Annotated in this window: 16 protein-coding genes, 2 tRNA genes and 2 rRNA genes (1 of these 20 running past the window's edge); 11 read left to right on the top strand and 9 right to left on the bottom strand. The window is 38.9% G+C overall.

Features of this window, described 5'->3' with window-relative positions:
• Positions 1-167: 167 nt before the first annotated feature.
• Positions 168-596, bottom strand: a complete 429-nt coding sequence (locus K1I41_RS07450; RefSeq protein ID WP_220639746.1) for a MarR family winged helix-turn-helix transcriptional regulator — start codon at positions 594-596, stop codon at positions 168-170.
• 98 nt (positions 597-694) lie between these two features.
• On the opposite strand from K1I41_RS07450, the gene tgt reads away from it, so the two are divergent.
• From tgt to dnaB, 5 genes are all read left to right on the top strand, one after another.
• The gene (gene tgt, locus K1I41_RS07455) at positions 695-1,825 is read left to right on the top strand and encodes a tRNA guanosine(34) transglycosylase Tgt (protein WP_220639747.1); all 1,131 of its coding nucleotides are present in this window, start codon (positions 695-697) and stop codon (positions 1,823-1,825) included.
• 83 nt (positions 1,826-1,908) lie between these two features.
• The gene (locus tag K1I41_RS07460) at positions 1,909-2,985 is read left to right on the top strand and encodes an LptF/LptG family permease (protein ID WP_220639748.1); all 1,077 of its coding nucleotides are present in this window, start codon (positions 1,909-1,911) and stop codon (positions 2,983-2,985) included.
• Positions 2,972-3,856, top strand: coding sequence for a DMT family transporter (locus K1I41_RS07465; protein WP_220639749.1), 885 nt, complete (start codon positions 2,972-2,974; stop codon positions 3,854-3,856). Before K1I41_RS07460 ends, K1I41_RS07465 begins: the two co-directional genes overlap by 14 nt.
• A 78-nt stretch (positions 3,857-3,934) precedes the next feature.
• Positions 3,935-4,888 (top strand): acetyl-CoA carboxylase carboxyltransferase subunit alpha, encoded by a 954-nt coding sequence (locus K1I41_RS07470; protein WP_220639750.1) that lies wholly within the window; start codon positions 3,935-3,937, stop codon positions 4,886-4,888.
• Between the two features lie 153 nt (positions 4,889-5,041).
• Positions 5,042-6,592, top strand: a complete 1,551-nt coding sequence (gene dnaB, locus K1I41_RS07475; RefSeq protein WP_220639751.1) for a replicative DNA helicase — start codon at positions 5,042-5,044, stop codon at positions 6,590-6,592.
• A 210-nt stretch (positions 6,593-6,802) separates the two neighbouring features.
• Here the strand turns inward: dnaB and ppsA are convergent, their stop codons facing one another.
• Positions 6,803-9,244 (bottom strand): phosphoenolpyruvate synthase, encoded by a 2,442-nt coding sequence (gene ppsA / locus K1I41_RS07480; RefSeq protein WP_220639752.1) that lies wholly within the window; start codon positions 9,242-9,244, stop codon positions 6,803-6,805.
• Positions 9,245-9,502: 258 nt separating this feature from the next.
• Between ppsA and K1I41_RS07485 the strand changes: the two genes are divergently transcribed.
• Positions 9,503-10,762: an asparagine synthetase B gene (locus tag K1I41_RS07485; protein ID WP_220641829.1), complete on the top strand. Its 1,260-nt coding sequence runs from the start codon at positions 9,503-9,505 to the stop codon at positions 10,760-10,762.
• A 6-nt stretch (positions 10,763-10,768) separates the two neighbouring features.
• Here the strand turns inward: K1I41_RS07485 and K1I41_RS07490 are convergent, their stop codons facing one another.
• Complete coding sequence (locus tag K1I41_RS07490; RefSeq protein WP_220639753.1) at positions 10,769-11,092, bottom strand: hypothetical protein; 324 nt, start codon at positions 11,090-11,092, stop codon at positions 10,769-10,771.
• Between the two features lie 75 nt (positions 11,093-11,167).
• Between K1I41_RS07490 and K1I41_RS07495 the strand changes: the two genes are divergently transcribed.
• Positions 11,168-11,698 (top strand): DUF4833 domain-containing protein, encoded by a 531-nt coding sequence (locus K1I41_RS07495; protein ID WP_220639754.1) that lies wholly within the window; start codon positions 11,168-11,170, stop codon positions 11,696-11,698.
• 94 nt (positions 11,699-11,792) lie between these two features.
• On the opposite strand, the gene rplT is transcribed toward K1I41_RS07495, so the two are convergent.
• From rplT to K1I41_RS07525, 6 genes are all read right to left on the bottom strand, one after another.
• Positions 11,793-12,137 carry a 50S ribosomal protein L20 gene (gene rplT, locus K1I41_RS07500; RefSeq protein WP_220639755.1) on the bottom strand — a complete coding sequence of 115 codons (345 nt, stop codon included), beginning with the start codon at positions 12,135-12,137 and terminating at the stop codon, positions 11,793-11,795.
• Between the two features lie 96 nt (positions 12,138-12,233).
• A complete protein-coding gene (rpmI, locus tag K1I41_RS07505; RefSeq protein WP_220639756.1) occupies positions 12,234-12,431 on the bottom strand; it encodes a 50S ribosomal protein L35 in 198 nt (65 codons plus the stop codon).
• A 110-nt stretch (positions 12,432-12,541) separates the two neighbouring features.
• On the bottom strand, positions 12,542-13,090 hold the full coding sequence (infC, locus tag K1I41_RS07510) for a translation initiation factor IF-3 (RefSeq protein ID WP_220641830.1): 549 nt from the start codon (positions 13,088-13,090) through the stop codon (positions 12,542-12,544).
• A 29-nt stretch (positions 13,091-13,119) separates the two neighbouring features.
• Complete coding sequence (gene thrS / locus K1I41_RS07515; protein WP_220639757.1) at positions 13,120-15,066, bottom strand: threonine--tRNA ligase; 1,947 nt, start codon at positions 15,064-15,066, stop codon at positions 13,120-13,122.
• A 185-nt stretch (positions 15,067-15,251) separates the two neighbouring features.
• Positions 15,252-15,830 carry an NAD(P)H-dependent oxidoreductase gene (locus tag K1I41_RS07520; protein WP_220639758.1) on the bottom strand — a complete coding sequence of 193 codons (579 nt, stop codon included), beginning with the start codon at positions 15,828-15,830 and terminating at the stop codon, positions 15,252-15,254.
• Positions 15,831-15,936: 106 nt separating this feature from the next.
• The gene (locus tag K1I41_RS07525) at positions 15,937-16,443 is read right to left on the bottom strand and encodes a hypothetical protein (RefSeq protein WP_220639759.1); all 507 of its coding nucleotides are present in this window, start codon (positions 16,441-16,443) and stop codon (positions 15,937-15,939) included.
• 709 nt (positions 16,444-17,152) lie between these two features.
• Between K1I41_RS07525 and K1I41_RS07530 the strand changes: the two genes are divergently transcribed.
• The 4 genes from K1I41_RS07530 to K1I41_RS07545 form a co-directional block, all read left to right on the top strand.
• Positions 17,153-18,672: ribosomal RNA gene (locus K1I41_RS07530) — 16S ribosomal RNA — on the top strand.
• Between the two features lie 165 nt (positions 18,673-18,837).
• A tRNA-Ile gene (locus K1I41_RS07535) sits at positions 18,838-18,914 on the top strand.
• 103 nt (positions 18,915-19,017) lie between these two features.
• Positions 19,018-19,091 (top strand) — tRNA-Ala (locus K1I41_RS07540).
• Between the two features lie 109 nt (positions 19,092-19,200).
• Positions 19,201-19,842 (top strand): 23S ribosomal RNA (locus tag K1I41_RS07545); it runs 2,180 nt beyond the window's last position.
• The 16S and 23S rRNA genes sit together here with 2 tRNA genes alongside, the layout of an rRNA operon.

The raw sequence follows: 19,842 nt of genomic DNA on the forward strand, positions 1-19,842 counted from the left end.
CATATTGTAAAGTTATCCACCCAGCGAGTATACCAGTAAACCGTAACAACCTTTGGTACCGTAAAGGGCTACTAACATTAGTTTTTTTAAGTGCCAAATTATAACACCATAGTATAATTAATAAAAGAACGACGAAAAGTAAAATATAAGCTGTTTTTAGCATGGTATTATTGCTTGGTTAATGTTGATAATAGTATATTGAGTGCCTCTTCGCCCTCTGGTTTTATTTTTTCACGAATTTCATCCATTGCTTTATTCCACTGCGGAATAACTTTTTCCAGAAACTCGTAGCCCTTTTCGGTTATCTTTAATTTCAAATGCTCATCAGTATACACATAGCTACTCTTTACCAAACGGTTTAAATTTCTATTAACAGTCGATTTTTCTAAGTAAAGTACATCAGATACTTTTTTCTGGTTAACCTCTTTATTCTTCATAATTACAAACAGCACACTCAACTGGCTACTAGTAATATTAAAATCCTTTAAGTGCTTCCTAAACACATTCCCTATTATTCGGGTGCATCGGTTTATTTTTCCCGAAATGCATAATGTAGGGTTGCAACTAGCAATATGGGTATAAATAGTTTCTTTCATCAATACAAATATATAAAAAGTTGTATATACAACCGTTTAAATAAGATGCTGAATATAAATTATAAAAGAATTACCTTTGCAGGCTGTAAAAGACACTCATGAAATTTGATTTAATTACTAAAGACCCACAGAGCAAAGCCAGAGCAGGTAGCATAACTACCGACCATGGTGTTATAGAAACACCTATATTTATGCCTGTAGGTACTATGGGAACCGTAAAGGGCGTGCACCAGCGCGAGCTTAAAGACGATATAGACCCTGATATTATTTTAGGGAATACCTACCATTTATACCTGCGTCCGCAAACAGATATATTAGAAAAAGCAGGCGGACTGCATAAATTTATGAACTGGGACAGACCTATCCTTACCGATAGCGGAGGGTATCAGGTATATTCACTTTCGGCAAACCGAAAAATTAAGGAAGAAGGCGTAAAATTTAAATCGCACATAGATGGCTCACTCCATTTCTTTTCACCCGAAAATGTAATGGAAATTCAGCGTACCATAGGAGCCGATATTATTATGGCATTTGATGAGTGTACACCGTACCCGTGCGATTACCGTTATGCAAAACGCTCCATGCACATGACGCACCGTTGGCTAGATCGTTGTATTAACCATCTGGAAAAATTACCGTATAAGTATGGCTACAGTCAGGCATTTTTCCCAATAGTGCAAGGTAGTACCTATACCGATTTGCGTAAACAATCGGCAGAATATATAGCCAATGCAGGCGCTGTTGGTAATGCCATTGGAGGATTATCGGTAGGAGAGCCTGCCGAAGAAATGTATGCAATGACGGATGTTGTATGCGAAATACTACCCGAAGACAAACCCCGTTATTTAATGGGGGTGGGTACGCCTATAAATATTCTGGAAAACATTGCATTGGGCGTAGACATGTTCGATTGTGTTATGCCAACCCGTAACGCACGTAATGGTATGCTATTTACAGCTAATGGCACTATTAACATTAAAAATAAAAAATGGGAGGACGATTTTTCTCCTATAGATGAAATGGGCATAACCTTTGTTGATACCGAATATACCAAAGCCTATTTAAGACACCTTTTTGCCTCTAACGAGTATTTAGGAAAACAAATAGCAACCATACACAATTTGGGCTTTTATATGTGGTTGGTTCGTGAAGCAAGAAAGCATATATTAGCAGGAGATTTCCGCGAATGGAAAGATATGATGGTAAAAAACATGGATAAAAGGCTGTAATTATTTTAGAACAGAGATTTTAACTAGCACTGTAAACTTGGCTTTTGTGCTGCAACAATGCTAAATCTCATTACTGAGAATTAATGAAAATAATAGACTGGTATATTTTAAAGCGATACTTAGCTACGTTTTTTGTAATGTTGCTGCTTTTCATCCCGATAGGGATAGTAATTGATGTATCGGAAAAAATAAACAAGATACTCGCCAATAAAGTACCCTTTGTTGAGGTAGCTGCCTATTATGCCGATTTTACCATATACTTTGCCAACCTTTTATTCCCTATATTCCTATTTTTATCGGTAATATGGTTTACCTCAAAATTGGCAAACAATACCGAGATTATTGCCATATTGAGTTCGGGCATATCCTTTAACCGCTTTTTAAGACCTTATATTGTAGGGGCTACCCTTATATCGCTATTAGCACTTGTTATGGGCTTCTTTTTCGTACCCAAAGCCAGTAAAGGCTTTAACGATTTTAGGTATAAATATCTTAAAAGCAATAAAGTTGTACGAGAAAGCCAAGAGGTATACAAGCAAATAAGCCCAGACGAACAGATATATGTAAGTAGTTTTAACTATGGGCAAAAAACGGGCTATAATTTTGATTTAAAAAAATTTAAGGATAACAAAATAGATTACTGGATTAAAGCCAGCTCCATAAAGTGGAACCCCAGTGATAGTACTTATACACTAGCCAACTATACAAAAAGAACGGTAGGCGAAATGGGTGATGTATTAGAGTCGGCACCCGAAAAGAAATTCAAGTTTAATTTTGAACCCGACGATTTAACTCCTGTTATTTATGTTGCCGAAACCATGACGTTGGGCGAACTGAACCGCTTTATAGAGAAAGAGCGGGCGAGTGGTTCGGCAAATATCAATACCTATTTGGTAATAAAGTATAAAAAGTACAGCATACCCATTTCGGCATTTATCCTTACTATTATTGCTGTAGCTGTTTCCTCCATGAAACGTAGGGGAGGTATGGGGGTAAACTTAGCCATGGGTATAGGTTTAGCCTTTACTTACATCTTTTTTGATAAGGTATTTGGTACTATGGCAGAAAAATCGAGCATACCACCACTTATTGCGGTATGGTTTCCTAATATTTCATTTGGTATACTAGCCATATTCCTACTTCGTAATGCCAGACGCTAAAGTAAAAAGCTATTTACAACTCCATTTTATTGTATTTATATGGGGATTTACTGCGGTAATAGGCGCACTAATATCGTTGGATGCCTTACCGTTAGTTTGGTTCAGGATGAGTATTGCCGTAGCTATTATTTGGCTGTACGCCTACCTTAAAAAGCTAAGCATACAACTACCCAAAAAAGCGGTTATAGTCTTTTTGTTTGCGGGTTTGGTAATAGCCTTGCATTGGCTTACCTTTTTTAAAGCCATAAAAGTAGCAAACGTTTCGGTAACACTTGCCTGTTTAAGTACAGGAGCTTTTTTTACCTCGTTGTTAGAGCCTATATTCTTTAGCAGAAAAATAATCTGGTACGAAGTAGTATTTGGTTTATTTGTAGTGGGTGGGTTGTACCTAATATTCCGTTTTGAAGGCGATTATACATACGGTATAATACTCGCACTTACATCCGCATTCCTATCAGCATTATTCTCTACCATCAACGGAATTTATGCCAGCAAATACAACCCAACTATAATATCGTTATACGAGCTTTTTGGCGGTGTGTTTTTCCTATCCATATACCTATTATTTACAGGTAGCTTTACCCCCGATTTTTTTATAGTATCGCTTACCGATTGGATTTGGCTTTTTATATTAGGCTCTATCTGTACCGCTTACGCTTTTATAGTATCGGTAGATATCATGAAATTTCTTAGCCCCTACACCGTTATGTTAACTATAAACCTGGAACCTGTTTACGGTATTATTATCGCATTGTTAGTATTTAACGAAAAAGAAAAGATGAACTGGACGTTTTATGTTGGTGCCGCAATTATATTAACAATGGTGATTCTCAACGGAATACTTAAAAAATACACCAAAACCGAAAAGTAAATAGCAAGGTTTTAGTTTTATGTAATCTTAAACTTTTATATTTGTTGTTCGAATAAAAAGCAAAATTCTACCAGAATTATGGAATATTTAGATTTTGAATTACCTATCAAAGAGCTTGAAGATCAGCTGGAAAAATGTACAGTAATAGGTCAGGAGTCAGATGTTGATGTATCCACTACATGCAAACAAATCGAGAAGAAATTACAAGAAACAAAAAAGAAGATATATAAAAACCTTACCGCTTGGCAAAGGGTACAACTATCTAGGCACCCCAGCCGACCTTACACTATGGACCACGTAAGAGCACTAATGGGCGATACCTTTTTAGAGCTTTTTGGCGACAGGGGCTTTAAGGACGACAAAGCCATGATAGGTGGATTGGGTAAAATAGGCAATCAGTCATTTATGGTTATTGGTCAGCAAAAAGGTTTCAATACAAAAACAAGGCAGTATCGTAACTTTGGTATGGCAAACCCTGAGGGATACCGCAAGGCATTACGCCTTATGCGAATGGCAGAAAAATTTGGTATACCTATTATTGCACTTGTAGATACACCAGGAGCCTACCCAGGTCTTGAAGCGGAAGAGCGTGGACAAGGAGAAGCTATTGCAAGGAATATTTTTGAAATGTTCCGTATTAAAGTACCTATTATAACCGTAATTATCGGCGAAGGTGCATCGGGTGGCGCATTAGGTATAGGTGTGGGTGACAAAGTGTACATGTTAGAGAACACATGGTACTCCGTAATATCACCAGAATCATGCTCATCAATACTTTGGAGAAGCTGGGAATATAAGGAGCAAGCTGCCGAAGCATTAAAGCTGACTTCTTTTGATATGAAGAAACAAAAATTAATAGATGATATCATTCCAGAACCACTTGGAGGTGCCCATTACGACAGGGAAACAACCTTTAAAAGCGTGGAAAAATACATACTTAAAGCCTACAGTGAATTAAAAGACTTATCAACAACCGATTTAATAGCTAAAAGGATGGATAAGTACAGTAAAATGGGTGAGTTTAAAGAATAGTAAGCCATTTAGGGCAAATATATCCGAAGCCTTATGGCTTCGGATTTTTTTTGACTTATTAACAAATAAGGTGGGGTTTATAAACATCTTATTAACAGGTTTCTCTTAACAATTTCTTAAACTACACTCTCCAAATTTAATTACTTTAGCACCATGGATAACATCAAAAATATGAACCCGGTAAGAGTTGATAAGTCAACAATTATCAACCTTGAAAGAGGAAAATTGCCCCCGCAAGCACTCGATTTAGAAGAGGCTGTTTTAGGCGCAATGATGATAGATAAAAAAGGGGTTGATGAGGTTATTGATATTCTCCAGCCCGATGCTTTTTATAAAGATGCACACAAGCATATTTACGAAGCTATTGTACAGCTTTTTAACGATACACAGCCCATAGATTTGCTAACGGTATCGTCGCAGCTTAAAAAAAATGCTAAACTGGAACTAGCAGGTGGCGATTTTTACCTGATACAGCTTACACAAAAAATATCATCGTCGGCACACATTGAGTTTCACTCCAGAATTATATTACAGAAATTTATACAGCGAAGCCTTATAAAAATTTCTAGTGAAATTATAGAGGAGTCGTACGACGAAACTACGGATGTTTTTGATTTACTCGATAAAGCAGAAGCAAAATTGTACGAGGTAACGCAAGGTAATATAAAGCGTAGTTCCGAAACCGCACAAAGCCTTGTAATACAGGCTAAAAAACGCATAGAAGAGATAGCAAGCAAAGAGGGGTTAAGTGGTATTGCCACAGGCTTTGAAAGTTTAGATAAACTAACATCGGGCTGGCAACCGAGTGACCTGATTATTATAGCAGCACGACCGGGTATGGGTAAAACCGCCTTTGTACTCTCTATGGCGCGTAATATTGCTATCGATTTTGGGCATCCTGTAGCACTATTTTCACTAGAGATGTCATCCGTACAGTTAATTACCCGTTTAATATCGAGTGAAACGGGACTTTCATCTGAAAAGCTACGAACAGGTAAACTCGAAAAACACGAGTGGGAGCAACTAAGTATTAAGGTAAAAGACCTTGAAAAAGCACCTCTTTATATAGACGATACCCCATCGCTATCCATATTCGACCTTAGGGCGAAAGCAAGGCGTTTGGCATCGCAATACGGCATTAAATTAATTGTAATTGATTATTTGCAGTTAATGACGGCTGGTGGTAGTGGTAAAAATGGTGGTAACAGGGAGCAGGAAATATCTACTATTTCCCGAAACTTAAAAGCACTCGCAAAAGAGCTTAACGTTCCAGTAATAGCCCTATCGCAGTTATCGCGTGCAGTAGAAACACGAGGCTCTAGTAAACGCCCGTTACTTTCGGATTTGAGGGAATCGGGAGCAATAGAGCAGGATGCCGATATTGTATCGTTTATTTATCGTCCAGAATATTATAAAATAGATGAATGGGATGATGAGGAACGTTCGCCAACCGAAGGGCAGGCGGAGTTTATAGTAGCCAAGCACCGTAACGGTGGTTTGGATAATATTAGACTTAAATTTATTGGTAACCTTGGTAAGTTTGATAACTTAGACGATTTTAGCTCGCCGTTTGATGAGTTGCCGTCCAGTATGAACGATAGTAGTGCTTTTATTACTAAAAATTTACCATCGGCAAACGATGCTTTTGGTAGTAACATGAATGGTGGTAATACCAATAATGATGGTGGCGATGTACCATTTTAATGAATGATAATAACGTTTAAGCAAGAGATATAATGAGTAACAACAACAATGTACAAGTAGTAATAACTGAAACAATACGTGAAATAGCAGTGCATGACGCCCAAATTATTACTGCCGTGTAAATAAGTTTATTAAGTTTAAAAAACCAAAAGCGTACCAGTATTAACTGGTACGCTTTTTTTATATAAAAAATAAAGGTTAGATGCAATTTTATACTGCTGCCACTTCGTTTTCGGCAATAAGTTTCTCTGCCTCTGCAATAGCATTAACGGTTTTAATAACAGAATCGGGCGTTACCGAAATACTGTCAATACCCAAGCCTACCAGAAACTGTGCAAAATCGGGAAAGTCAGACGGTCCTTGCCCGCAAATACCTACTTTTACACCTGCTTTTTTAGCAGTGGTAATAAGCATTTCTAGCATTCTTTTAACCGCTGGGTTACGCTCGTCATACAAATGTGCCACTAACGATGAGTCCCTGTCCAAACCAAGTGTAAGCTGCGTAAGGTCGTTACTACCAATAGAGAAACCATCAATATGCTCGGCAAATTCAGCAGCCATTAGTATGTTGGATGGTACCTCTGCCATCAGGAAAAGTTCCAATTCATGCTCACCACGCACCAATCCATACTCCTGCATTACTTCTTTTACTTTTACAAGTTCTTCTACCGTACGGCAAAACGGTACCATAACGGTAACATTTTTAAGCCCCATTTCTTCACGTACTTTTTTAATAGCACGGCACTCTAAACCAAATGCCTCTTTATACGCATCAGAATAGTAGCGCGATGCACCACGCCAACCTATCATTGGGTTCTCTTCGTTAGGTTCGTAATACTTACCGCCTAGTAGGTTGTAATACTCGTTTGTTTTAAAATCCGAGAAACGTACTATGGTTTTATTCGGGTAAAACGAAGCGGCAATTTTAGCAATACCATTGGCTAGCTTATCTATAAAAAAGGTTTCCTCATCAGGGTAACCTGTAATTTTCTTCTCAATTTCAGCCGTAAGTGCTGCATCGTTAAGGCTACGGTGGTTCATCAACGCTAACGGGTGTACCTCTATGTAGTTGTTAATTACAAACTCCTCGCGTGCCAAACCAACTCCTTTATTGGGTAAATGGGAGAATTGGAAAGCCATACCTGGCGATGCTACATTTAGCATAATATCCGTTTTTACTTCAGGTAATAAACTTAAATCATGTTCTTTTTCAAGGTATGCAATCTCTCCCTCATATATAAAACCTTTATCACCTTCGGCACACGATGCTGTTATGGTCATGCCTTCTTTTATTATTTCGGTAGCATTACCACAACCTACAATAGCAGGAATACCCATTTCGCGCGCTATAATAGCAGCATGGCAGGTACGCCCACCTTTGTTGGTAATAATAGCCGATGCCTTCTTCATTATAGGCTCCCAATCGGGGTCTGTCATCTCAGTTACCAATACAGCACCAGGTGTAAACTCGTGCCCTTCGGTAACCCTTTTATCCATAGAGAATATAATGTTGGCTTTGCCTGTACCTATTTTATCGCCTACAGCAATACCATCGGCAATTACTTTATCCTTACGGCTCTCGTCCTCCATTACATATTCGGTAATGGTAGTAGGTTTATCGTTTTGTGAGTGTATTGTTTCGGGGCGTGCCTGTACAATAAACAACTCTTTAGTAAGCCCGTCAATAGCCCATTCCACATCCATGGGTGTCCATTTATCGCGTATTTTGGTATAATATTCTTCAATAATTACTACCCATTTGGCTAGTTTTAGTATGTTTTCTTCGCTAAGGCAAAAACGGGTACGGAATTTTTCCTCAGTAGAGATAATTTTTACCCTTTCGTAACCACCTTTACCATAAATCATCATTTTATCTTTGTTCCCTAACTTTTTCTCTATTATGGCATTATAACCTTGCTTTAAAGCAGGTTTAAATACAATAAACTCATCAGGGGATATGGCACCCTGTACCAGCATTTCGCCAAGTCCAACAGTACCGTTTATAACTACAGCATCTTTAAAACCACTTTCTGTATCAATAGAGAAAGCAACTCCAGATGTCCCTAAATCACTACGCACCATTTTTTGTACACATACCGATAGCCCGAGCTGTAACAAATCGTACCCAAAACGCTGTCTGTAACTAATAGCCCTATCAGTAAATAACGATGCAAAACATTTACGGATACTATCCATTAACGTTTGTGCACCTCTAACATTTAAATACGTTTCCTGTTGTCCTGCAAAAGAGGCATCGGGTAAATCTTCGGCTGTAGCCGAACTACGTACTGCAACATCAGTCATTTCCTGACCGTACTGCCCAGAAAGTTCCTCGTAACGTTTTGCAATTTCGGCACTCATTTCCTCAGGAAATTTACCATTAAGGAAAGCCTGCCTGATTTGCATACCGCCTCGTCGTAACGATTCGATATCATCATAATTAATACGCTCTACCGTTTCATTAATAGTTTTGTCGAGCGAGTTGTACTCTAAAAATGTTTTATAGGCTGCTACCGTAACCACAAAACCATCGGGTATGTTTACCCCTAGGCTTGTTAAGTTTTGAAGCATCTCACCTAAAGAAGCATTTTTTCCTCCAACGCGAGGAATGTCGTTAATGCCTACATCTTTTAGTAACAAAGTGAAGTCCATAGTGTGTTGTAATTGTTAAATAATTATTAAAAAATATGAAATAATCTAAATTGTTGAATATTTCGCGAATATATACGCTTTTTGTTACATACGAAAACGTTTTAGTTGTATTTTTTAGTAATTATTTCGCAAAATTTAACTTTTTATAAGAATAGCTATGGCTTCATCGGCTAGAATGAAAATAAGGTACTGTTTTTGGAGTTACTATTAACTGACGAATCATTTTGCTATCTTTGAAATAAATCTGCTGCTATGATGATGAAAAAGATTATAATTTTACTATTTGTAATGGTAACGAGTTTGGGTGCAAAAGCATCCATGATATTATTACCTATGGACGATACCTCTCAGGTTAACCACCTAAAAGCGTATGGTATAACTTATTGGACGTTGGATAAAAGCTACAAAGTGAGTTGGCTGCTCAATTACCGTGGAGGCTCATTTTTACTGCCCGATACAGAAGAGATACGCCGTGAGTGCCAAATACGAGGGGTTAGTTTTGAAGTGTTGAGTGATGGCGAAGCTAGTAACATATTGGATGAAATTAGTAGCCCATCGCAAAACATGGAAACGGTTGTACTGGAAAAAGCACCTAAAATAGCCGTGTATTCGCCACCTGGAAAACAACCTTGGGATGATGCTGTTACGTTAGTACTTACGTATGCCGAGATACCTTTTACTACCATTTATGATGAAGAGGTGTTAAGTGATGGGCTTTTGCTGTACGATTGGCTACACTTACACCATGAGGATTTTACAGGACAATACGGTAAATTTTTCGGGGCATACCGCACCGCACCATGGTATATGGAGCAGAAAAAAGCGGCTGAGGAACTAGCTGCAAAACTAGGCTATAGTAAAGTATCGGAAGAAAAAATGGCTGTTGCCGATAAAATACGTGATTACGTTGTAGGTGGCGGTTTTATGTTTGCCATGTGTTCGGCTACCGATAGTTTTGATATTGCATTATCTGCCGAGGGGGTAGATATCTGCGAACCTATGTTTGACGGCGATGCCAGCGATGCCAATTACCAATCTCGAATAGATTATATTAACTCGTTTGCATTTAAAAATTTTATATTAGAGCGTAACCCTATAGTATATGAGTTTTCGGATATTGATACTACTAGGGACAGACGTATATTACCTGATAACGATTATTTTACTTTAATGGAATATTCTGCGAAATGGGATCCTATTCCATCCATGCTTTGCCAAAACCATACCCAATTGGTTAAGGGGTTTATGGGGCAAACTACCGCCTTTAGAGGCGACAGGGTAAAATCGAACGTATTGGTAATGGGCGAAAACAAGCAAAATAACGAAGCTCGCTACATACACGGCACCAAAGGAAAGGGTATGTTTACTTTTTATGGCGGTCATGATCCTGAAGATTACCAGCACAGGGTAGGGGATGCCCCAACGGTTTTAGACTTACACCCAAACTCACCAGGATACAGGCTTATACTTAACAATGTGCTTTTTCCTGCTGCCAGAAAAAAGAAGTTGAAAACGTAAACTATTTTACTCATAAACTTTTATAGGCAGTTCTCCATATATATTTCTGCCACCTATCTCCTGTAAATTTACGTTTACATCAAGGTCATCGTTTGTATTAATTCTTACCAAGTTAACATCCATAACCTCAGTACTTTTTAAGGTTACATTTATACTACCATCTTCGTTAATAGGAACCATAGCGTAATTTGTATTTACAGGTGTTGTAATAGTATTGGTTGTGTTGCCTGCATGAGCTTTTGGTATAATATCTATCCTGTTTAATACGTTTATAACTAAGCATACTGCAATAATGGTAAGGATTGTTTTTGTGTAACGGTCTGTTTTCATAATTATAGGTTTTACGAATTTGAACTTAAAAATACTTAAAATCAATTACATAGATAGTTTTAAAATTTGTTACATTTGAGTAAATCGCAATTTATGGGTAAAATAACACTACTATTACTATTTTTAATTACGTTGCCCATAAACGCGCAAGAGGGATACCCTATACCACCTACCAACGCTAACAGGCTATTTTACATACAGCACAGCAACAACCATAACACCTATGTTTATGATGCTAATATTAAAGCAGGAAGACTCGATAAGGAAAATCCTGTAGTAGTGTACCGCATTATTTATACTAAGGGAGGTATTAAACGTGAGTTAACCGCTTTGCAACGTAAAATGGCGTATGGTATAACGTTTAGTACCATTGATAGTACATTTTGTGAGTTTACCTTGGCAGCATATCCCAATAAAAAGTTACGATTACAACTGGATAAAAAAGGAAAACCTTATGTAACCGTAGTAGTAAACAAGAAACGTATTGCTATAACTAAAATGTTTTTAGTTACCAGTATAACAGGTACCAATGTAAAGTATATTGATTTTTATGGTAACGACGTATTAAAAGATAAAAATACCGTAGAACGATTTTACCCTGAGTAGGATTTAAATTACTTGCATTGCTTAAAATAAAAACGCCACTCAATTGAGTGGCGTTTTGTATAAGTAAGAGATAAATATATTATTTAAAACGTTTTTATTTAACCTTGTTTACTATTGCAGTAAACGCTTCTGGGTGGTTCATGGCAAGGTCGGCAAGAACTTTACGGTTCAATTCGATACCTGCACCTTTTACTTTACCCATAAACTGAGAGTAGTTCATTCCATGTAATCTTGCCCCTGCATTAATACGCATAATCCATAAAGCACGGAAATTTCTTTTCTTTTGTTTTCTGTCACGGTATGAGTAAAGCATTGCTTTCTCTACCGCATTTTTGGCTACTGTCCAAACGTTTTTACGTCTGCCAAAGTATCCTTTGGCTTGCTTCATTACTCTTTTTCTACGAGCTCTCGAAGCTACTGAATTTACTGATCTAGGCATAATTTTCTTTGTTTTTGTAGCAGGCGTTCTGTTAATTTACAGAAACTTGTATTGGCCATACTCCAGGGTTATTAATTTAGTTAACCGAAAGGACAATTATTTTATAAGTAATTGTTCTTTAATGCTTCTCTCATCTGATTGGTGTACCAAAGTTGAGTGTGTTAGCGCAAGCTTACGCTTTTTACTTTTCTTAGTCAGGATGTGACTTTTAAAAGCGTGCTTTCTTTTAATTTTTCCTGAGCCAGTCACTTTAAAGCGTTTCTTGGCACTGGATTTAGTTTTCATTTTAGGCATCTTGTTCCTGTATTTAATTTATTCTTACTTACTTATTGTGAGCCTTAAAGTTTTTAAAGTCATAAAGTCCTTTTCAGGACTTTAGACACATAATTTATGGCTATTGTTTTTTATTTCTTCTTCTTAGGCGCAATAAACATAATCATACGTTTACCCTCAAGCACTGGCATCGATTCTACTTTACCATACTCTTCAAGGTCTTGCGCTAAACGAAGTAATAATATTTGTCCTTGTTCTTTATATATAATAGAACGTCCTTTAAAGAATACAAACGCTTTTAGTTTTGAACCCTCTTTAAGGAATTTAACAGCATTCTTTTTCTTAAACTCATAATCGTGCTCATCGGTTTGTGGTCCAAAACGAATTTCTTTAACCGTAATTTGGCTCGATTTTGCCTTGAGCATTTTTTCGCGTTTCTTTTGTTCGTAAAGAAACTTCTTGTAATCCATTATTTTACAAACAGGTGGGCTAGCATTAGGCGATATTTCTACAAGGTCAAGCTCTTGTTGCTCGGCCATACGCATCGCTTCGGCTGTTTTGTAAACACCTGTTTCTACATTATCACCCACAAGTCTTACCTCAGGTACGCGAATTGCGTTGTTAGTCCTGTGTGCATCTTTTTTTTCTACTCGAGGTTGGTAACCTCTGTTGTTTCTTATAGCTATGGCTCTAAAATTTTAAATTAAACTTAAAAAGGCTTCAATGTTTTATTAACTTCTTCTGCTACTACGGTAGCAAACGCTTCAATTGTCATACTTTGATTTGATTTTCCAGCATCACCATGACGACGTACAGAAACCGTTCCGTTTTTCTCTTCTTCTTCACCTACTATGAGCATGAAAGGTAGTTTTTGTACTTCGGCTTCGCGAATTTTCTTACCAATCGTCTCGTTTCGATTATCAATTAGGGCGCGAATTTCGTGATTTTCCAGCAAATCTAAAACTTTTTTAGCATAATTTTCATATTTCTCACTAAGAGACAATATGATAGCTTGTTCTGGCATTAGCCAAAGCGGGAAGTTTCCGGCTGTATTTTCGAGCAAAATTGCAATAAAACGCTCCATCGATCCGAAGGGTGCTCGGTGAATCATAACAGGGCGGTGCGACTCGTTATCGGCACCTTTATAGGTTAAGTCAAAACGTTCAGGTAGGTTGTAATCTACTTGTATTGTACCTAGTTGCCATTGGCGTCCTAAAGCATCTTTAACCATAAAGTCCAGCTTTGGTCCGTAAAAAGCAGCTTCACCATACTCTACAACAGTATCGAGCCCTTTATCCTTAGCGGCATTTATAATTGCATTTTCTGCTTTTTCCCAATTTTCCTCAGCACCTATATACTTCTCCTTATCCTCTTTATCGCGTAACGATATTTGGGCGCTAAAGTTTTCAAACCCTAATGAGCTGAATACGTAAAGCACAAGGTCTATTACTTTTTTAAACTCTTCGTCCAATTGGTCTGGTGTACAAAAAATGTGCGCATCATCTTGCGTAAAGCCACGCACACGTGTTAAACCATGCAGCTCACCACTTTGCTCGTAACGGTATACCGTTCCAAACTCGGCATAACGTTTTGGTAAATCTTTATACGACCATGGTTTGCTGTTATATATTTCGCAGTGGTGCGGGCAGTTCATGGGTTTTAGTAAAAACTCTTCGCCTTCGTTTGGTGTATTGATAGGTTGGAAACTATCGGCACCATATTTAGCATAATGCCCCGATGTTACATAAAGTTCTTTTTGCCCTATGTGTGGGCTTATTACTTGCTCGTAACCTGCTTTTTTCTGGGCTTTCTTTAAAAACTGTTCCAGTCTTTCGCGTAATGCAGCACCTTTTGGTAGCCATAATGGTAAACCTTGCCCCACTTTTTGCGAGAATGTAAACAATTCTAACTCTTTGCCTAATTTACGGTGGTCACGACGTTTTGCCTCCTCCAATAACTGTAGATATTCTGTTAATTCCTTTTGTTTCGGGAATGATATACCGTATACACGGGTAAGTTGTTTATTTTTCTCGTCGCCGCGCCAGTAAGCACCTGCCACACTCATAACCTTAAATGCTTTTATAATACCAGTGTTAGGTACGTGTCCGCCACGGCATAAATCGGTAAATGTACTGTGGTCGCAAAACGTAATAGTGCCATCTTCTAGGTTTTCTATTAGTTCTACTTTATATGGGTTGTTTTCTGCTTTGTAGGTTGCCAATGCCTCTGCTTTGGTAACCGAGCGCATTGTAAATTCGTATTTTTCGCGTGCAATAGTTAATGCTTTATCCTCTATAGCTTTAAAATCCTTATCACCCACTACGTGGTCGCCAAAATCTACATCGTAATAAAAACCATTTTCTATAGCAGGACCAATGGTAAGTTTTACACCAGGATATAACTCTTGTAATGCTTGTGCTAAAATGTGTGCAGACGAGTGCCAAAAAGCTTTTTTACCTTCGGCATCATTCCAAGTATATAATATTAACGTACCGTCGGTGGTCAGTGGGGTTTTGGTTTCAACGGTTGTACCATTAAAACTTGCCGAAATAACATTTCTAGCTAAACCTGAGCTAATGCTCATAGCAACGTCATGAGGTGTAACCCCTGCGTTGAACTCTTTTACTGACCCGTCGGGTAATGTAATATGTATCATTGTTAAAATTTTATGAAACGCAAAGATAGGAGATTAACCTAACAGAAGCAATAACATTACTATGTTTAGATTATTGGTGTAAGGGTATCAATTTTTAGCTCGTATATTTTGGCTTTTCTAGATGGTTTCTAGTGTAACTGGGATTTAATTATAGTTCGAAAAGTGTTTTAATACTACAAAATAGGCTATTTGAGTTTTTCGCCAAGCATGCGTACGCGCTGTAACCATTTTTCACGTTGGGCAACACTACTTGTTTTTATAATACCTATAGCAGTTACTTTTACAGGTTTAACACCACAAAACTGTAGTACTGTTTTTTTAAGTTGGTTAATGCTAGGGCGACCAAAAACAAGCCAGTAGTACCAACCTGGCTGATCCATAGTGGTTATAATTCGCGCTGTTTTACCTTTTAATAACTTATCCCAAAAAACAGAATTTTCACGATACTTAAATGCCATACCAGGCAAAAACAATCTGTCAATAAACCCTTTGGTTATTGCAGGCAGTCCGCCCCACCATACAGGATGTACCCAAACCAAGTGGTTTGCCCATTTAATTTTTTCCCAAGCGGCTATTAAATCAGGCTCAAGTTCAGTTATTTCGCTGTACCCATCACTTAAATTCGGGTTAAATTGAAGTTGCCCTATGTTTATTTCCCGAATAATTGCTCCGCCAGCAATAGCGCCCTGTTTATAGGCTTCTGCTAAAGCAGTATTAAAACTATTCGGTTTAGGATGTCCGTTAATAATAACTATTTTTTTCATATTGTAACTCTATATTGTAAAATTACAATACCGCGTGTTTATCTAAAATGATAAACATCAACATTTTGTTATATTTTTAATAGTATATTATATATAGGTATAGGAGCTAATCATTATCGTAATGTTCGTGTTTCTCATCATGGTTTGTGTCTTCTATACCATTTGTATTTGCATCTTCGCGTATTTCGGTATGGCGTATCTCGCCACCAGTTGTAGCAGCACCTACAGATAGGAATAGTACCGTAACACTAAGTGCTAATGTTATTACATTTAATACAGTACTAAACGACTTGTTTTTTAGGTTTGCCCAAAAACCTACTAATGCTACTGCACCAAGCGCGTACGAAAATAGTATGAATACTTCGGCAGCCTCCTCATGTTCATGTATAATATCGTGGCTCGCTAAATGCAACTCTTCCACAACTTCCTCTGCGCCTTCGCCCGAAAAAGCTGCAGGGAATGTGCACAATGCCCCCAATATAAAAATAAGGTAGGCGGTACGCTTTACTATTGCCGAACGGGTAATAAAACCACCAAGCATAACAAGCAACCCAATGGCTGGTATAATAATAGGTAGGTGATTTACTATTAAGTGAAAATGTGCATCATTCATAATGGTTATTTTTAGATGCTATAAAAATAGTTGTTTTTCGTATTCCTACAGTAATACCTCGATATAAATACAAGAAATTATTTTTGAAAAATATTATACTAGATTTTTACGTACTATATATAGTATTACAATAATATTCGAGCCTTTCCTTTAGATTACGATTGGGTACTGTAATAACAATACAACCAAAAAACATAGTAATTTTTTATTAACACGAGTTACTCAACCCCGACAAGCCAAATACCTCTTTTATGTAAATATTAGTTAACCAGAAAGTTACAAAAAAGTTAAGAAAAAGGGGTGAAAAGATTTTGCGAGATTGGGAAAGAGTACTACATTTGCACCCGCAATACAGCGCCGTACAGACACAGATTGAAGACGAGAATTAGTAAAAAAAAAGGCAAAAAAACCCTTTGAAAAGCTAAAAAAAGCAATTACCTTTGCTGCCCTGTTATAAAGATAGGAAACCAGACAAAGCCAAGTTGTGAAAGCGTTGTGAAAAAAAGCTAAAAAAATTTTTCAGAACCCTTGTCAGAGAAAAAAAAAGGCGTACATTTGCACCCGCTTACAACAACAGCGATGAAGTTGAGAGCAGATAATAAGAGAAGACACGTTCATAGACATATTGAATTGACAGCAAAAAAGAGAGAGTAAGAACTCGCTTAGAAGCGAAAAAACCTAGCAAAAAAGTCGTAAAATATTAAAATATACGATGAAGAGTTTGATCCTGGCTCAGGATGAACGCTAGCGGCAGGCCTAACACATGCAAGTCGAGGGGTATAAGTTAGCTTGCTAACTTAGAGACCGGCGCACGGGTGCGTAACGCGTATGCAATCTACCTTGTACAGGGGGATAGCCCAGAGAAATTTGGATTAATACCCCATAGTATATAGCAGTGGCATCACTACTATATTAAAGATTCATCAGTACAAGATGAGCATGCGTCCCATTAGCTAGTTGGTATGGTAACGGCATACCAAGGCAATGATGGGTAGGGGTCCTGAGAGGGAGATCCCCCACACTGGTACTGAGACACGGACCAGACTCCTACGGGAGGCAGCAGTGAGGAATATTGGACAATGGGCGCAAGCCTGATCCAGCCATGCCGCGTGCAGGATGACGGTCCTATGGATTGTAAACTGCTTTTATACAGGAAGAAACCCTGGCTCGTGAGCCAGTTTGACGGTACTGTACGAATAAGGATCGGCTAACTCCGTGCCAGCAGCCGCGGTAATACGGAGGATCCAAGCGTTATCCGGAATCATTGGGTTTAAAGGGTCCGTAGGCGGTTTTATAAGTCAGTGGTGAAATCCGGCAGCTCAACTGTCGAACTGCCATTGATACTGTAGAACTTGAATTATTATGAAGTAACTAGAATATGTAGTGTAGCGGTGAAATGCTTAGAGATTACATGGAATACCAATTGCGAAGGCAGGTTACTAATAATATATTGACGCTGATGGACGAAAGCGTGGGTAGCGAACAGGATTAGATACCCTGGTAGTCCACGCCGTAAACGATGGATACTAGCTGTTCGGTAGCAATACTGAGTGGCTAAGCGAAAGTGATAAGTATCCCACCTGGGGAGTACGAACGCAAGTTTGAAACTCAAAGGAATTGACGGGGGCCCGCACAAGCGGTGGAGCATGTGGTTTAATTCGATGATACGCGAGGAACCTTACCAGGGCTTAAATGTAGAGTGACAGATTTGGAAACAGATTTTTCTTCGGACACTTTACAAGGTGCTGCATGGTTGTCGTCAGCTCGTGCCGTGAGGTGTCAGGTTAAGTCCTATAACGAGCGCAACCCCTGTTGTTAGTTGCCATCGAGTAAAGTCGGGAACTCTAACAAGACTGCCGGTGCAAACCGCGAGGAAGGTGGGGATGACGTCAAATCATCACGGCCCTTACGTCCTGGGCTACACACGTGCTACAATGGCCGGTACAGAGAGCAGCCACTAGGCGACTAGGAGCGAATCTACAAAACCGGTCACAGTTCGGATTGGAGTCTGCAACCCGACTCCATGAAGCTGGAATCGCTAGTAATCGGATATCAGCCATGATCCGGTGAATACGTTCCCGGGCCTTGTACACACCGCCCGTCAAGCCATGGAAGCTGGGGGTACCTGAAGTCGGTGACCGCAAGGAGCTGCCTAGGGTAAAACTGGTAACTGGGGCTAAGTCGTAACAAGGTAGCCGTACCGGAAGGTGCGGCTGGAACACCTCCTTTCTAGAGACACGACCGTTAGGTAAAACGAAAGACAAGCAAAGCTTACTCTCGCTGTTAGTTCAAATAAAAAAAATAAGAAGAAGAGAGCTGAATATAGTATTGAGTTTTAAGAATTGAGAACGAGAACCATCTCCCCCTCAAATCTCAATACACACTACTAAAACTAGTCTCGTAGCTCAGCTGGTTAGAGTACAACACTGATAATGTTGGGGTCGGCAGTTCGAGTCTGCCCGGGACTACCAAGCCCTCAGACACTTAGGAAAATTTAGAAGTTGAGTGATTACACGTAAAGTGAGCACCTTATCATATGCTGCAAACTGGTACAGGTAACTGCAAACTTACAACGGGGGATTAGCTCAGCTGGCTAGAGCGCCTGCCTTGCACGCAGGAGGTCATCGGTTCGACTCCGATATTCTCCACGAAGTAGTTATAAACACTACAAACGTTCATTGACATATTGCGATAAAAAACAAAGTAGAAAAATAGAAAGCATAAAGGTGCTGTATATAGCTATACAGCATAAAAGTACAATAAGCAAAATAAGGGCGTATGGGGAATGCCTGTGGCTCTCAGAGGCGAAGAAGGACGTGATAAGCTGCGAAAAGCTACGGGGATTGGCACACACGAATAGATCCGTAGATATCCGAATGGGGCAACCCACTATGTTGAAGACATAGTATCCGAAAGGAAGCAAACCCGCTGAACTGAAACATCTAAGTAGGCGGAGGAAAAGAAAACAAAAGTGATTCCGTAAGTAGTGGCGAGCGAACGCGGAACAGCCCAAACCAATCATGTTACGGCATAATTGGGGTTGTAGGACCACGCCATTCTATGTAAAGCGAACTAGAAGCATCTGGAAAGTTGCATCAGAGAGGGTGATAATCCCGTATAGGTAAGCAATATAATAGATAGTGGTATCCTGAGTAGGGCGGGGCACGTGAAACCCTGTCTGAAACTAGCGGGACCATCCGTTAAGGCTAAATACTCCTGAGAGACCGATAGTGAACCAGTACCGTGAGGGAAAGGTGAAAAGAACCGTGAATAACGGAGTGAAAAAGAACCTGAAACCATACGCCTACAAGCGGTCGGAGCCACATATGTGGTGACGGCGTGCCTTTTGCATAATGAGCCTACGAGTTACCGTTGCCGGCGAGGATAAGCAATTCAGTT

It is taken from the genome of Flavobacterium litorale (assembly GCF_019613795.1).
GTDB lineage: Bacteria > Bacteroidota > Bacteroidia > Flavobacteriales > Flavobacteriaceae > Flavobacterium > Flavobacterium litorale.